Origin of the sequence: Brevibacillus nigriterrae, from assembly GCF_049846925.1 — a bacterium.
GTDB lineage: Bacteria > Bacillota > Bacilli > Brevibacillales > Brevibacillaceae > Brevibacillus_H.
The window spans coordinates 35065-51195 of the sequence record NZ_JBNCMT010000023.1; the positions used below are offsets into that span (position 1 = coordinate 35065).

General features: G+C 46.7%; 17 protein-coding genes. 1 reads left to right on the top strand and 16 read right to left on the bottom strand.

Features of this window, described 5'->3' with window-relative positions:
- Positions 1-326: 326 nt before the first annotated feature.
- The 14 genes from ACPW7N_RS17030 to ACPW7N_RS17095 form a co-directional block, all read right to left on the bottom strand.
- Complete coding sequence (locus tag ACPW7N_RS17030) at positions 327-1349, bottom strand: MupG family TIM beta-alpha barrel fold protein (protein ID WP_425652308.1); 1023 nt, start codon at positions 1347-1349, stop codon at positions 327-329.
- Positions 1346-2731, bottom strand: coding sequence for a PTS transporter subunit EIIC (locus ACPW7N_RS17035; RefSeq protein WP_425652309.1), 1386 nt, complete (start codon positions 2729-2731; stop codon positions 1346-1348). Before ACPW7N_RS17035 ends, ACPW7N_RS17030 begins: the two co-directional genes overlap by 4 nt.
- Positions 2732-2808: 77 nt before the next feature.
- On the bottom strand, positions 2809-3666 hold the full coding sequence (locus ACPW7N_RS17040; protein ID WP_425652310.1) for a MurR/RpiR family transcriptional regulator: 858 nt from the start codon (positions 3664-3666) through the stop codon (positions 2809-2811).
- Between the two features lie 22 nt (positions 3667-3688).
- Positions 3689-4591 carry an N-acetylmuramic acid 6-phosphate etherase gene (gene murQ / locus ACPW7N_RS17045; protein WP_425652311.1) on the bottom strand — a complete coding sequence of 301 codons (903 nt, stop codon included), beginning with the start codon at positions 4589-4591 and terminating at the stop codon, positions 3689-3691.
- A gap of 242 nt (positions 4592-4833) precedes the next feature.
- On the bottom strand, positions 4834-5535 hold the full coding sequence (gene rnc / locus ACPW7N_RS17050) for a ribonuclease III (RefSeq protein WP_425652312.1): 702 nt from the start codon (positions 5533-5535) through the stop codon (positions 4834-4836).
- 24 nt (positions 5536-5559) lie between these two features.
- Positions 5560-6801, bottom strand: a complete 1242-nt coding sequence (fabF, locus tag ACPW7N_RS17055; RefSeq protein WP_425652313.1) for a beta-ketoacyl-ACP synthase II — start codon at positions 6799-6801, stop codon at positions 5560-5562.
- Between the two features lie 164 nt (positions 6802-6965).
- Entirely contained in the window at positions 6966-7199 is a 234-nt protein-coding gene (gene acpP, locus ACPW7N_RS17060; RefSeq protein WP_425652314.1) for an acyl carrier protein, read from the bottom strand.
- 54 nt (positions 7200-7253) lie between these two features.
- Positions 7254-7994, bottom strand: coding sequence for a 3-oxoacyl-[acyl-carrier-protein] reductase (gene fabG / locus ACPW7N_RS17065; RefSeq protein WP_425652315.1), 741 nt, complete (start codon positions 7992-7994; stop codon positions 7254-7256).
- Entirely contained in the window at positions 7988-8938 is a 951-nt protein-coding gene (gene fabD / locus ACPW7N_RS17070) for an ACP S-malonyltransferase (RefSeq protein ID WP_425652316.1), read from the bottom strand. The genes fabG and fabD overlap by 7 nt, the downstream gene beginning before the upstream one ends.
- 42 nt (positions 8939-8980) lie before the next feature.
- On the bottom strand, positions 8981-9988 hold the full coding sequence (locus tag ACPW7N_RS17075; RefSeq protein WP_425652317.1) for a beta-ketoacyl-ACP synthase III: 1008 nt from the start codon (positions 9986-9988) through the stop codon (positions 8981-8983).
- 5 nt (positions 9989-9993) lie between these two features.
- Positions 9994-11001 carry a phosphate acyltransferase PlsX gene (gene plsX, locus ACPW7N_RS17080; protein ID WP_425652318.1) on the bottom strand — a complete coding sequence of 336 codons (1008 nt, stop codon included), beginning with the start codon at positions 10999-11001 and terminating at the stop codon, positions 9994-9996.
- 28 nt (positions 11002-11029) lie between these two features.
- Positions 11030-11614, bottom strand: a complete 585-nt coding sequence (gene fapR, locus ACPW7N_RS17085) for a transcription factor FapR (RefSeq protein ID WP_425652319.1) — start codon at positions 11612-11614, stop codon at positions 11030-11032.
- A 306-nt stretch (positions 11615-11920) separates the two neighbouring features.
- Entirely contained in the window at positions 11921-12091 is a 171-nt protein-coding gene (gene rpmF, locus ACPW7N_RS17090; RefSeq protein WP_425652320.1) for a 50S ribosomal protein L32, read from the bottom strand.
- 187 nt (positions 12092-12278) lie between these two features.
- The gene (locus ACPW7N_RS17095; RefSeq protein WP_425652321.1) at positions 12279-12791 is read right to left on the bottom strand and encodes a YceD family protein; all 513 of its coding nucleotides are present in this window, start codon (positions 12789-12791) and stop codon (positions 12279-12281) included.
- 170 nt (positions 12792-12961) lie between these two features.
- Between ACPW7N_RS17095 and ACPW7N_RS17100 the strand changes: the two genes are divergently transcribed.
- On the top strand, positions 12962-14212 hold the full coding sequence (locus ACPW7N_RS17100) for a nucleotidyltransferase (RefSeq protein ID WP_425652322.1): 1251 nt from the start codon (positions 12962-12964) through the stop codon (positions 14210-14212).
- Here the strand turns inward: ACPW7N_RS17100 and ACPW7N_RS17105 are convergent.
- A complete protein-coding gene (locus ACPW7N_RS17105; RefSeq protein ID WP_425652323.1) occupies positions 14175-15254 on the bottom strand; it encodes a SepM family pheromone-processing serine protease in 1080 nt (359 codons plus the stop codon). The genes ACPW7N_RS17100 and ACPW7N_RS17105 overlap by 38 nt on opposite strands.
- Entirely contained in the window at positions 15238-16044 is an 807-nt protein-coding gene (locus tag ACPW7N_RS17110) for a patatin-like phospholipase family protein (protein WP_425652324.1), read from the bottom strand. Before ACPW7N_RS17110 ends, ACPW7N_RS17105 begins: the two co-directional genes overlap by 17 nt.
- Between the last annotated feature and the right edge of the window lie 87 nt (positions 16045-16131).

A 16131-nucleotide genomic window follows, 5' to 3' on the forward strand; every position in this document is an offset into this window, starting at 1 on the left:
AACGTCGAGACGTTTTTCACTGAAAAGATAACCAAAAACTTCGGTGCAGCCAATTTTAAAATAATTACTTCTGTATAACTGTATTATTTTATCATAGAACGAAAGGGGAGAGAAGATAAGAAAAGACTTCGTCCGTTTACGCTCAGTGGAAGTTCGCAAAGAAGATCATCAAGTCCGTTCTTCCACCTCTCATCGGGTGGCTGAAACGTCGCTCAGTATCACTTCCAAGGAGACTGAAAGCGGACGAAGTCTTTTGATATGAGAAAAAGGACTGCCCCATAAGTAGCACCCTACTGTCGGGACAATCCTTCCGTTCCTCTATACTTCTATTCTTCTGTACACTCCAAGTATACTAGCTGACCAGGTTGAATCAGGTCGAGCAGATGTAGATCTGCTTCTGCTACTGAACCGACGACATTCACCCTCTCGTCAGCAGCCAAATCATGCAGCGTGATATGCAGCTCCCCACGATAACGCCCATACAAGTCATTATCTCTCGTTACGGTTCCCCGTGGTCTGACCTGCGAAATGTCATCAGGTGGAATCGACTCACTTGAGCGAGTATCCATAAATCGCATTACATCACGGGCAAAGTCTGGGCGCGGCCGATAGACTCCACTTTTTACTGCACCGGAGTGAATGCGAATGGGAATGATTCTGTTTTGATCGTAGGCAACCAATTGCTCCAACAGTCCCTCGCCAGGCTCAGGATCACCGACATATACATCATCGATTCCCGCTGAGAAAAGTTCGATTGTAGCATGGAACGGATCAAGGCTCCGGTGGGACTCCAACGTAGGCAACCCCTCTAACAGCGGCCCTCGCTTCTCACCACGCCCGGCGACAAAGGCAGCCACTCTGATGTCATGGCGTTTGTACAACTCCGTCTGTTTCTGAAAAAAGGCTTCGTCCAATCCCGTCTCTTTACGTGGATAAAAATTGTGCCAGGCAATCAACTGATTGGTGTCAAAGCCTCTTAATAACAACTCCAGCAAATCTCGTTCCAATACAATGCTGGCATTTAAGGCGATTTGAAACTGCTGGGAAAGCTCGATGATCGTCTCGTAGTCAAAGAAATCATCCAATCGTAGGCCCACTACCCCAAGTGACCGCAGTTCCGAAAGATCATTCAACCCCAAATGACCCGGTGTCCTCATCGACACATCTGCGTACACGTGAACTCCCAAATCCTTTGCCAATTGCAATAACTGTTTGGCCCGATTCGCCAACTCTCCTGACTCTTCGGGAATGTGGAGCGAGGTAAAGGCGTTGGTCACACCTTTCCCCGCCGCTTCCGTCAATCGCTGTTCAGCTAATGGATCGTTTAAATAGAAGGAAATTCCGATCATTCAAACTCACTCGCCATTTCATCTTTAAAGCCGAACAAGTATGTGCAGATAAAACCAGCAATATAAGCAATGAGAAGCCCAACCAGATAAAGCAGAATTTGATGAGGCAGGACGATAAAGGTCAAAGGCAAGCCAGAAACACCAACAGCAACCGTAGCAACGCTAAAGTATGCTTGGAAGGCTGCACCGAAACCGGCACCAAGGCACGCTGTAATAAACGGACGACCAAGCGGCAAGGTTACACCGAAAATCAGTGGTTCCCCGATTCCCAACATCCCCGCAGGAAGCGCACCGCCGACAGCACGTTTCAGACGTGGTTTTTTGGTTTTCATGTAAATCGCAAACGCCGCACCAACCTGACCCGCACCACCCATGGCAAGAATCGGCAAAAGTGGATCGTTACCGATTGAATTGATCAGCTCAAGGTGTACTGGTGTCAACCCTTGGTGCAATCCAGTTACTACAAGCGGCAGGAAGGTTGCTCCCAAAACGAAGCCAGCGACAATTCCGCCCATGTTAAGAATAGCGAGCAAACCTTGTGTAATTCCTGCAGAGATCCAGCCACCAACCGGCATAAAAACAAAATACGTTACGATACCAGTAATCAAAAGCGTGATGGTTGGTGTCAAAATGATATCCAATGCTGCCGGGATAAAGCGACGAACTCGTTTTTCAACAAAAGCGATAAAAATGGCAGCTAACAGAACCCCGATTAACCCGCCACGACCTGGCAAGAGCTTCTCACCGAAAAGCGTAATCTTGGCTACCTCCGGGTTGATGATCAATATCCCAGCCAAGGCGCCGAGTGCCGGAGTTCCGCCGAATTCTTTGGCTGCATTGATCCCGACAAGTACGCCCAAATAGGCAAATAACCCGCCACCGATAACAGTCAAAATAATAGCAATTTGCGAATCAGCAGGAAGCCACCCAGCCTGAACAACCCCTTTGGACAGACCTGTGATCAATCCAGATGCGACAAGGGCCGGAATTAGCGGGATAAAAATGCTGGCAATTCGCCGTAAAAATAGCTTAAAAGGAGTGGCATTCTTTTCTTTCAGCTCTGCCTTTTTCTTGTCTGCAAGCGCTTTCAGATCAAGCTCACTGGATGCCGCTGCTGACGCCCCAGACGCCTGCAACAATTTGCCGAATTCCTCTGACACATGATTGACAGTTCCTGGTCCAACAATGATCTGGAGTGTCTCTTCCTCCACCACGCCCATGACGCCTTCTATTTTCTTCAAGGCATCCTTGTTTACCTGAGCTGGGTCTTGCGGTGTAACACGCAGACGGGTCATGCAATGTGTGTACGAGACTACGTTAGTTGGTCCGCCTAAAGACTCCAAGATTGCGGCGGCCAGGACTTGATGTTTCTTCTCAGCCATAAGAATGTACCTCCCTTTTGTCAGGTATTTATGTTTTTGTTACCGTACTGCTGCTTTTGGATGATCAAGTAAGAGCATCACTTGTTTTTCTTGGTGATAAACCGAATTGCTTCTCTCGTCTTGTCAATGTAATCGACTGTCTCCTCATACTGCTGAGACGCCATGCACAGGAACAAAATATCGATCAGATGCAGTTGAGCGATACGAGAGGATGTCGCTGCACTCCGAAAAGGAGCTTCATTTGAATAGGAAGTAAACAAGTGAATATCAGAAAGAGTGGCCACCGTAGACTGCCCAAATCTGGTCAAGCTGATGGTCTTCACGCCACGCTCTTTGGCAAGTGACATCATATTCACCACTTCCGGTGTTTCGCCCGAAAATGATATGCCAAAAACTACGTCATCTTCATTCGCATTAGCAATCAGTGCTGCAACAAGATGGGCATCGGTGAAGGCTGTAGCCGCTTTGTTGATACGCAGGAGCTTTTGCTGAGCATCGGTTGCAATAATACTTGAGGCACCAATTCCAAAGAAATGGACCGTTTTTGCCTTCAGCAAGGCAGAGACAGCTTGTTCCAGCATGTCATAATTGATGATTTCTGCCGTGTCACGCAGACTCTGAATGCTGTTGTTGGTTGTCTTTTGTACGATGGAGTACATCGATTCGTCCGGCTCAATGTCCCGGTATCCCTGTTCGGCTGGCTTGGTCAAGTCGCCTGCCACCCGCAGTTTCAATTCCTGAAAACCCTTGAGCCCAAGCGATTTACATAATCGGATCACCGCTGAACTACTCGTATTTGTGCTCGTACCCAAATCACCAACGGTCATGTTCACTGCTTCATGAGGGAATTCCAACATGTATTCTGCAATTTTTCGTTCAGATGCCGGAAGCTGTTCTAGCATACTCTCCAGCATCTTCAAGCCACCAGTTGCCAAAAACCCTTCCTCCTTCCACTCGTTATTTCAATGAAATGGCGCTGCGCACATAACCATTGGCTCTGTTCAGCAGTTCCTTTGCTTCCGCATAGTCAGCGCCAGTTTTAATCATCACAATGGATGTCTTTACTTCCTGATTCGCCTGTTCCAACGTCGCCATCGCCGTTTCATAGGAAACCCCGGTGATGGTTCGTATGATCTGAACCGCGCGTTCTTTCAGCTTGTGGTTGCTGATATTCACGTCGATCATCAGATTTTCGTACACTTTGCCCAAGCGAATCATGGCAGCCGTTGAAATCATATTCAGCACCATTTTATGAGCTGTCCCCGCCTTCATCCTCGTTGAACCTGTCAGCACTTCCGGCCCGACGATCACTTCGATTGCCTGTTCTGCGAATTGACTAATGGCTGCATTCTCATTACAGGACAATGCAACGGTATTTGCTCCGATGCTTCTCGCATACTGCAAGGCACCAATCACATAAGGTGTTCGGCCGCTTGCAGCAATTCCAATAACGGTGTCTTTGCCTGTCAAGTTGATATTCTTGAGATCAGCTTCTCCTAGCTCCGGTTTGTCTTCTGCCCCTTCTACTGCTTTGACAAACGCATTCTGGCCACCCGCAATAAGACCAATTACCATGTCAGGAGATGTACTGAAGGTCGGAGGACACTCTACCGCATCAAGGACACCCAGTCGTCCACTGGTTCCAGCACCGATATAAATTAATCGTCCGCCTTGTTGCAAGGAAGCAAAGGCAAAATCGACTGCCACTTGCACTTCTGCCAGAACTTTCTGAACAGCAAGGGCAACCTGTTGATCCTCATCATTTATCGCTTTCAATATACTCAGTGTATCTGCTGTATCAATTTGCTTCGTCTGACTATTCCGTAATTCGGTTGTAAGTATACTCAGATTCTCTTCCACTTTTGATCAGTCCCTTTATAGGAAGTTCAAAAAGTCCGGTCCTCCTTTTTGAACTACCATTTTATTGTTTTATATGAGCTGCTTGGACTTATCTTTTGTATTTTTGAAATGTACTTATGGCTTTATTATATCCCTCCTGAAATTATATTTCAACATTTTCGTTTTATTACTGAAATTTTATGTCGGAATGAATAATAAAAAACCGCACCACCTTAATCGGCGATACGGTCTCTTTCACTTTCTTATTTAGCACCCAATTGAATTAACGCTCTAGCAGCCGCCTGTTGTTCAGCTTCCTTCTTGGAACGTCCAATTCCTACCCCAAGCTGGGCATTGTTCAAAAGCACTTCCGAGACGAACTCACGATTATGAGCAGGCCCTTTCTCCTGAATAATGCGGTATTGGATCTCGCCCAAGTTGTCTTGTTGCACATATTCTTGTAACTGACTTTTGAAATCCGTAACCTGCGTGAATTCACCTTTGTCAATTCGCGGGTACACGTATTTCTCCATGAAATTAAATACTGCATCAAGACCCTGATCAATGTACAAGGCGCCGATGAAGGCTTCGAACACGTCAGCTAGAAGGGCAGGGCGTTGTCGACCACCAGTTAATTCTTCTCCTTTTCCCAACAGGACAATATCGCCAAAATGTAAAAGCTCCGCAAATTTGACCAGTGAAGGCTCACAAACAATAGCCGCACGAAGTTTGGTCATTTCTCCTTCGCTCATTTTAGGAAATGTCTTGTAAAGAAACTGAGAGACGGTCAGTTCAAGAACAGCATCGCCCAAAAACTCCAGGCGTTCATTATCCTGAATCCGTTTGCCCCTCTGTTCGTTAACATAAGAAGAATGGGTGAATGCTTGACGCAACACGCTCTCATCCCGAAAGCGAATGCCGATCTCTTCCTGTAGCTGCGTAAAATTCAACACCTTCACCACCATTCCAAAGCATCCCTCTTCTTCTAATTATGCTTCATATCTTTTCAAAACAATCGTAGCATTGTGTCCGCCGAACCCAAACGTATTGGACAAGGCAACATTAATATTTGCTTTGCGAGCTACATTTGGTACGTAATCGAGGTCGCACTCGGGATCTGGATTATCCAGATTAATGGTTGGAGGCAGAACCTGATCACGAAGTGCGTATGCGGTAGCAACTGTTTCAATACCGCCAGTCGCACCAAGCAAATGGCCTGTCATCGATTTCGTAGAGCTGACTGCCAATTGGTATGCATGCTCTCCGAAAACCGATTTAATCGCCATTGTTTCAGCGACGTCACCTTGGCCAGTCGATGTACCATGGGCATTGACGTAGCCTACTTCAGAAGGATCGATTCCCCCATCTTTCAGTGCATTTCGCATACAGCGTGCTGCACCCTCTCCACCTGGAGATGGAGCTGTAATATGATGGGCATCTGCACTCATGCCGTATCCAACCACTTCAGCAATAATGTTGGCACCACGTTTTTTCGCTGACTCCAACTCTTCCAGCACGAGAACTCCCGCACCTTCACCCATGACAAAACCATCACGATCTTTGTCAAACGGACGACTTGCTTTCGTCGGCTCGTCATTTCGAGTGGACATTGCTTTCGCAGAACAGAAGCCTGCCAATGCCATTGGGCGAATCGTCGCTTCGGTACCACCCGTAATCATGACATCAGCATGACCGTGCTGGATCAGCTTGAACGCATCTCCAATCGCATTGGTACCTGTTGCACAAGCGGTAATCGCACTTGAAGTCGGTCCCTTGGCACCGAGTTCAATCGAAACTTGTCCAGAAGCCATGTTGGCGATCATCATCGGGATAAAGAATGGGCTCACACGACGCGGGCCTTTTTCCATAAGAACGGTGTGTTGATCTTCCCAAGTAGCAAGTCCCCCAATACCGGAACCGATATAGACACCTACTTGTTCAGCATTTTCTTCTGTAATGGTGAGATTTGCATCTTGAACAGCCATTTTGGATGCTGCCAAAGCAAATTGCACAAATCGATCATTGCGCTTCACTTCTTTTTTATCCATGAACTCTTCAGGATTGAAGTTTTTTACTTCTCCAGCAATACGAGTTGGATACTCAGATACATCGAATGACGTAATTAGATCAATCCCGGATTTACCTTCTAACAAACTGTTCCAGAAAGTTGTTGCATCGTTACCCACTGGTGAAATAACACCTACACCGGTGATTACCACTCTGCGCTTCATCAGGCTCACCTCTATATTTAAATCAGCATTTCGCTTCTCATCTTCATGTTCATGATCTTTATACAAACAAATAAAAAGGGTTCATGGCATATCATATGGTTTTGACCAATGTACAGGTGAAGTTGAAGGAGAAGTCCCGCTTGTGACGGGACTTCCTGTAAATCTTACTTGTGGGATTCTATGTATTTTACTACCTCACCCACAGTAGAGATTTTTTCTGCATCTTCATCAGAAATCTCCATATCGAACTCATCTTCGAGTTCCATCACCAACTCAACGATATCCAGGGAGTCAGCACCCAAATCTTCTTTGAAAGAAGCTTCAAGAGTGATCTTGGACTCGTCTACACCAAGACGGTCAACGATGATTTTCTTCACAGTGTCAAAAATATCAGCCATTCTACTTCACCCCCTCTCCCAGTATTATACGGGATGTCCTTGGTAAAAACCAGCTTACATGTACATGCCGCCATCGACATGCAATGTTTGCCCCGTCATATAATTTGCTGCGTCGGAAGCAAGGAACAAAACTACTTGTGCAATGTCATCAGCCTGCCCCAACCGTCCTAATGGAATTTGAGTCATCAGACCGCTGCGCACATCTTCCGGCAGTTTGGACGTCATATCCGTATCGATGAATCCTGGAGCAACTGCATTCACTGTAATGTTACGGGATGCCAGCTCTCGAGCGGTTGTTTTGGTCAAGCCGATTACGCCTGCCTTAGCCGCTACATAATTGGCCTGCCCTGCGTTACCCATTACCCCTACTACAGAAGTAATATTGATGATGCGACCACTTCTTTGCTTCATCATTGGACGAGTAGCAGCCTTGATGCAATTGAATACCCCTTTGAGGTTGATATCAATGACATCATCCCACTCGTCTTCCTTCATCCGCATGATCAGATTATCACGAGTGATACCTGCGTTATTGACGAGAATGTCAACCTGCCCGAATTGATCGAGCACGGCTTTGAACATGTCGTTCACTTCATCAGCATTGCCCACATTGGCACGAACCATAATCGCTTCGCGGCCCAATGCTTTGATCGCTTCTACCGTTTCGGCTGCTGCTGCTTCACTGCCAGAGTAGTTAACAGCGACATTCGCTCCTTCTTTTGCCAAACGAAGTGCAATGGCACGACCGATTCCACGAGAAGCACCTGTGACCAGCGCTACTTTACCAGCTAACATAAAATCCCTCCGCTCAACAGTTCTTCCAATGACTCCATGTCTTGAACAGCAAAGATTTGAACCTCTTTCGGCGCAATTTTTTTAATGAGCCCTGCGAGAACTTTGCCTGGACCTACTTCAATAAAGGTTGTTACCCCTTGCTCGACCATGTACAAAACAGAGTCTTCCCACAATACCGGTGACGCCACTTGCTGCACCAGGCTTTGCTTGATTTCCGCAGAAGAGGTAACAGCCGTTGCACTGACATTTGCGACAACCGGCGTGTGTGCATCCTGAATGGAAATCCCGTCAAGGACACTTGAGAGCTTTTCTGCTGCCGGGGCCATCAAGGAAGAGTGGAAAGGACCGCTCACGTTGAGAGGCATTACCCGTTTGGCACCACTCTCTTTGGCTTTCTCCCCTGCCAGCTTCACGCCTTCTGCACTTCCTGAAATTACAATCTGTCCTGGCGAATTCAGATTCGCAAGCTGTACAGGGAATCCTTCTGCGCTGACAGCTTCGCACACCTGATGAAGTACTTCTCGCTCCATCCCAAGGACTGCAGACATTGCTCCCTGACCTGCCGGGACGGCTTCTTCCATGAACTGTCCACGAGCACGTACTGTCTTCACTGCGTCTTCAAACGATAGAGCTCCCGCCGCGACTAGCGCTGAGTATTCACCCAAACTGTGACCAGCCGTAAAATCAGCACGTACATCAGGATGCTTTTCCTTGATTGCTTCCAATACCGCCACACTCATAGTCAGAATGGCTGGTTGAGTATTTACCGTTAATCGCAGTTGTTCTTCCGGTCCTTCGAAACAAATCGTGGAAAGAGAAACTCCTAGCGCTTCGTCTGCTTTATCGAAAATGGCTTTGGCAGCAGCCGATTTTGTAATCAACTCCGCTCCCATACCTACAAATTGAGAACCCTGACCCGGGAATACCAAGGCAATTTTGCTCATGAATCAGCTCAACTCCTTCTGTGCTCTTTATCCTCTGGGGAATTATTTTGCTTCCTTCACAGACCACTTGCACAACGCTGCACCCCAAGTAAGACCCCCGCCGAAACCGACGAGAATGACGGTGTCGCCTTCCTGCAAACGTCCTGCTTGCACTGCTTCATCTAATGCAACAGGGATCGAAGCAGATGACATGTTTCCGTAGCGATCGAGATTGATTGCAACTTTGTCCTCTGACAAGCCAAATCGCTTGATCGCCGCATCAATAATGCGGAAGTTTGCCTGGTGAGGAACAAGCAGGGAGATGTCTTCCTTGGTCATGCCTGATTTCTCCAGCACGGTTTCTGTTGCAGAATTCATCACCCGCACAGCAAATTTGAACACTTCGCCGCCAGTCATCTGTACGTAATGCAGCTTGTTCTCAATTGATTCCTTGCTGGCAGGGATTCTCGAACCGCCGGCAGGTTGGGATAAAAGGCATCCGCCTGAACCGTCTGCTCCCAAATCAAATGCTTTAAACCCGTATTCCTCTGCCACTGGACCAAGAATGGCCGCTCCTGCGCCGTCTCCAAAAAGGACACATGTATTTCGATCTTCGTAGTCCACAATCTTGGAAAGTACTTCTACACCAATGACGAGAATATAGCGATACATTCCAGTAGTGATGAATTGTGTAGCCGTTGTTATGCCGTATAAAAAGCCTGTGCAAGCCGCAGAAACATCAAGTGCACTGGCTTTAGTAGCTCCCAGCTTTTCTTGCAGGATGCAGGCAGTCGACGGGAACATGGTGTCCGGCGTAACGGTTGCAACAATGATCATATCAAGCTGATCTGCAGTAAGATTGGCTTTAGCCAAAGCTTTTACTGCGGCTTCATACGCGAGGTCAGAAGCTGCTTGCTCAGGAGCTGCGATCCGACGTTCACGAATTCCAGTACGGGAAATGATCCATTCATCAGATGTCTCCACCATTTTTTCTAAGTCTTTATTTGTCAAAACCCTGTCAGGTGTATAAGAACCGGTTGCCAATATTCCTACTGAGCGCAATCCATTCATCCCATTCACTCGCTTTCTGTTGTATTAATGGATTTCAATTCTTGCTGGATCGAATCGTTCACACCAAGCTTGACGAATCGAGCCGCAGCATGAATCGCATTTTTGATTGCACGTGCATCCGATGAACCATGCGCCTTGATCACTGGCTGGCGAAGGCCAAGTAATGGAGCGCCTCCGTATTCAGCATAATCCATTCGATTTTTGAAACGAACAAGGCTAGGCTTCAGGATGGCAGCAGCTACCTTATTCAAGAAATTGGAAGTTAATTCCTGCTTTAATTGTGAAAAAACGGCAGACGCTACACCTTCAATGGACTTAAGCAGTACATTTCCTGCAAACCCATCACTTACCAGTACATCACACTCACCAGTCATGACATCTCTGGCTTCCACATTGCCAATAAAGTTGATGTTCGCTCCCGAAAGCATGGGATAAACCTCTTTGGTCAGTTCATTTCCCTTCGCTTCTTCTGTTCCTACGTTAAGCAAACCAACACGGGGCTTCGACAGCCCAAGCACCTTTTCCACATAGAGGCTGCCCATGATGGCATACTGGAGCAAATGGAGCGGTTTGGCATCCATGTTTGCACCGACATCCAATACGAGCGTCACGCTGCCTTTGGTGTTCGGGATCAACGCTGCCAGTGCCGGGCGCTCAATGCCTATATTGCGTCCTGTGATTAACAGTCCTGCTGTCATCAAGGCTCCCGTATTCCCAGCAGAAATAAATGCGTCTACTTCTTGCTTTCGAGTCAGATCTGCCGCAACAACCATTGACGAGTCTTTTTTGCGTCGAACGGCACGAACAGGCTCATCATCTGCTTCGATTACTTCTGTTGTGTGGCGAATCTCAATTCCTGCGGGAACATTACCGGGCAAGACCTTTTTTATCTCTTGTTCATTACCTACCAATACTACAGTTAGCGATGGATCAGACGAGACAGCTTGCAATGCGCCTTCTACGTTGCTGCGCGGAGCAAGATCGCCTCCCATGGCATCTATGGCGATACGCAAATGGAATTCCTCCTCAGACTACAATCCGCTAATCTTCCGGTTGAAAACGTTGTCGAAATACACGGAAGGTGGCAGTGAACACTGTTTCTCCCTGTACCTTGGTTTCAACCCGTACCCTGCTTTCGTCTCCCTTATGTGAACGGACAACTGCTTTGGCTATCAATTTCTCACCAAGCTTCACCGGGCGAATGAATCGAATGCGTGCGGTTGCGGTCAATGCAACGTCTGCATCAATGACAGCAACAGCGAGCGAGTTGGCTTGTGCAAATATGTAATGACCACGGGCGATCTGTGTTCGAGTAAATACATGGTCTTCTTTTATTTCAAGTACAGAGATACCATGTGAATCGAGCTGCAAATCGATCACTTCCCCAATCACTTCATCAATCCCAAGCGATTTTACATGATCGAAGCTTTTTTCTGCCACATTTTTGATCCTCTCGCGCAGTTCAGGAATTCCCAATTCCAACCGGTCGAGCCGAATCGTCTGGATACTTACGTGATATTGTCCTGCAAGTTCTTCATCCGTTGCAAAGGGGTTATCTTGCAAGAAGTTGATTAGCTGTGTTTGACGATCTTTTTTGGGTAATCGCATATTAGCCAACCCCCCCATAAAAAATAAATGTATGTATGTAAAAAGCGAAAGAAAACTGAATATTAAGATCAGTTTTTAATACCAGGTACTAAAAAGAGTATAACGGATTCTCGTCACTTTTACAACCCCGTGAACATGTTTTCCCACCAACGGACAATTGGCACAAAAACGGCCATGACCGTTTTTGCTGACCGCATGCGGTCACATCCACTTTAATGACACGGTACCTCAGCGTAACATCTAGCATGTGCTTCGGTAAAAACGTCGAGACGTTTTTCACAAAAAAAAGAACAGAGGATGTTACTCCCCTGTTCTTCGACGTTATTACTTCGCGATTTTTTCGCCTTTGTAAGTTCCGCAGCTTGGGCATACGCGGTGGGAAAGCTTGTGTTCGCCACAGTTATCGCATTTGATCATGCCTGGAATCTCTAATTTGAAGTGCGTACGACGCATTCTTTTACGAGTTTTGGAAGTTCTCCGTTGAGGTACTGCCATCTTCCTTACACCTCCTTCAACTGATGTGTCTCAATTATTGTTTACACCCTCTATTGAAGCACTCTTTTTATCGAAGAGCAGCAAATCCAGAGGTGAACATATATGGATGGAATACCATCCGTTCAAAAATGAAGCTAACCATCAAAACGATTGTAAGCCACATTCTGAAAACAAAAGTAATTCTCGGTTATTCCTTTTTGAATAAATCTGCAAGTCCTGCCAGACGAGGGTCAATCCGTTCGTTGTTGCACGAACATTTCTTCTCGTTCCAGTTGGTACCGCAGGTCGGGCAAAGCCCCTGACAATCTTCTTCACAAAGCGGAATAATCGGCAGTGCAAGAAGAAAATCTTCTTGAAGAATCGGATCCAGCTCAATTTCATCCCCGCTAACGAGATGAATATCGCTATCTTCGTCATAGTCCACTTCTGACTTGTCCGATGCGAACGTTTCGTCAAAAGAAACATTCATGTGTTCCCGAAACGGCTTCAAGCAGCGAGCACAGACAAAATCAACATCTGCCTCCATTTTGCCTTTTACATAGTACAGTCCACCGAGCAGAGCGGCTTCACCACTTGCATTGACCTGTGACAAGTCGGTAATCTCCTGATGACGAGATTTCAACTCTTGCGGGTCTAACGTTGTGTGGAAAGGCAAGGCTTCACCTTTTCGATGATCTAATTCTGTCAATTTAATATTCATATTCTTTCACCTCATGCACAACAAGGATGATTATATCTGTTACCAAATCCTTTGTCAACCAATTTTGCTTGACACCTTACTTGAGAAAAAGCAAATACTTTGTAACGTTTGCCAACTGAGTCAAGCATCCTTACACTAGAAGAAAATGGTCAAGTAAAGGACGGTTATGAATGAAAACAGTTGGACTGGTTGTTGAATATAATCCACTGCACAACGGCCATAAATACCATTTCGAAGCGGCCAAGGAAAAAACAGGCGCCGATGCATGTGTCATCGTGATGAGCGGTAATTTCCTGCAGCGAGGCGAGCCTGCCCTCCTGCACAAACGTGCTCGTGCTGAAATGGCTCTACGATTGGGCGTTGATTTGGTCATTGAACTTCCCGTCGTTTATGCCACTTCCAACGCTGAGATGTTCGCTCATGGAGCCATTTCGATACTCGACAGACTCGGTGTTGTTGACGCCATCTGTTTTGGAAGTGAGAGTGGCTCGATTGAATGGATGCATACGCTTGCCAAGCATCTGGCAGTTGAACCAGCTTCTTTCAAAGAAATCCTGAAAGAAAAACTGGATCAAGGGAACGCTTACCCCATAGCTTATGCACAAGCGGCGAGCCAATACATGCAATCTCTCGGATTTATCGAGACTCCCCTAGATCAGCCGAACAACATTCTCGGATTTAACTATCTGCTTGCTCTTGAGCGTCTCGGAAGCAGAATGGAAGCGACCACGATTGAACGCCAAAAGGCAGGCTATCACCAAAAAACCATAACGGATCAGCAGATTGCCAGTGCAACTGCTCTGCGCAAGCTTCTTTTTGAAGATCAAAAAGACTTGCCCGATCTTGCGTCCTACGTTCCTGAAACGACTTTGCTTGTAATGAACAGAGAGTTTCAGAATGGGACAGGACCTGTTTCATGGAACAATTTCACACATCCTCTGTTTCATCGCTTGCTCCAGCTCACACCAGAGAAACTGGCAGACTACCACGAGATTGAAGAGGGAATGGAGTACCGAATACTTGCGCAAGCAAAACAAAGTCATTCCATTCATGACCTTCTCACTCAAGCCAAAAATCGCCGGATTACCTGGAACCGTCTACAACGAATGCTGCTTTCTGTCCTGCTCGATCTGAAGAAATCAGATGTTCGAGCGTTCCGTTTGCGTGAAGGCGCTCCTTATGCAAGAATTCTCGGTTTTAGCGAAAAGGGTCAAGCCCTTTTGCGAGAAGCCAGAAAAAAGTCAGCCATCCCACTTGTTACAAAAGTAAAGGACGGGCTGCATCCTATGCTTGACCTTGACTTGCGGGCCAGCATGGTTTATCAGCTTGGCCAGCCCACAAATCGCTCAACGAACTTCCTTGCAGAGTACCAACAACAACCGCTTAACTCTGCTTCGCTTTCAGATTCGTTAAATACGTAATCGCATCGTCAAAAGTTTTGACAGGGACGACAATCATCTTGGTGCCGATTCTCTTGGCAGTTTCTACTGCTTCCTGATAGTTCGATACAACATCACCCGTGGTCGCCTCATCTGGAGCAAAGAAAATTTCGGCACCTGCTTTATCAGCAGCAATGATTTTGTGATTGATCCCACCGATACGCCCCACTGTGCCATCTGCCGAGATGGTCCCTGTTCCCGCAATGCGGTATCCTTTTGTAATGTCCGTTTTTTTCTCAAGTTGTTCGTATATTTCCAAAGACATCATCAAGCCCGCCGATGGGCCGCCAATCCCTTCAGCAGAAATTGTTACTTTCTTGGGAATCTCGATTACCTGCTTGTTTTCCGGACGAATCCCAAGTCCTACACGACTAGTGGCATGGCCACTTTCGTCAGGCAGGGCCTTTAAGGTAATCGTGCCGGAATTTTCTTTTCCATTCCGATTATAGGTTACCGTAATGGTATCACCCGGTTTCTTTTGCTTCAGATAATCTAGCAATTCTTGCGTGGTAATCAGCTTGGTCTGGTCCACTTTTGTGATGACATCGCCTACTTTTAATACTTCTTTGGCTGGCATCCCCGCAATAGTACCCATCACCAGGACTCCGTGGTTTTCGATATTGACAGGGTACCCTGCACGTTTGAACGCAACAGCTTCCGCCAGCTTCTGTGAATTTCGCATGACTTCAAGCTCTCTTTGCGTAAAATCCTCGTCAGATTCTCCATGACTGAGTACCAGATTTTTATCAATCAGCTCTACATCGGGAGATATCTTGGAGTATAGATACCACAGCAGCTTCGCTTCTCCCATACGAACCGTTGTCAACATGAAGGTGCCCTTCTCGTCCTTGGTACCGTCCTCTACTTGAATAATAGGTGAAAGCTCAATGGCGGAACCCGGTCTGGTTATGTAATACGGAAGCGGTATATAAAACAGACAGACCAATGTGACGATCAGAGCCACGAAGCTCCATCGCAGACGTTTTTTCATGCTGTCGGAGCGATGTTCAACAGTTTGATTCATCGGTGTTCCCCCAATTCTCAATCAATTCCTTAATTCGATCTACGTTCTCTAGCGCAGCCCGCTCGCCTTCTGCAATGATATCTTCAATTCCCGTATAGTTAATGCTGCTATGGTGCCCTACATCGGGGCGAATGACCAAATCCGCAGAAAGCATCCTGTGTCGAAAAATTTCTCGTTCCATCACATCAATTGCTTGTGCGATGACATCAAAAATGGACGTCACTTTCATTTTTTTGTCAATGTGGCCAACATCAACTGCGAGAACGATGTCCGCTCCCATCTCTCTCGTAACCGTTATGGGTACCCGATCAATTACGCCCCCATCAACCAACAGGCGCTCCCCTACTCTTTCTGGAACAAATATGCCGGGAATGGAGATACTGGCTCTCACGGCAACGTCGATTGGTCCCTCTCGAAAAACAACCCTTTCCCCATTCTCAATATCTGTGGCGACAATGGCCAGTGGTTTGGGCAGCTCTTCAATCTTTTTACCGTGAGTGAGCAGCCTGATCAATTCCTTGATTTTTTGCCCTGAGACGAGGCCCATATTCGGTACAGTCAGGTCCAACCAGTGCTTCCGCTTCAAATTCATCGCCAGTTTTTCCATCATGTGCGGTTGGATATTGTTGGCATAGACGGCTCCGATGAAACTCCCCATGCTGCTTCCTGCAACCAAGTCGATTGGAATACTATGCTCTTCAAACACTTTCAACACACCAATATGTGCAAAGCCTCTAGCTCCTCCCGATCCGAGGGCTAACCCGATTTTTGGTTTTTGTTTGGAAGCCACAAGCTATCCCCCCTCCCCAAATGAATATGTATCTTCTATTGCATAGTTTCGTCCATCTTTACGTAGACATGTACTATCTCTCATACG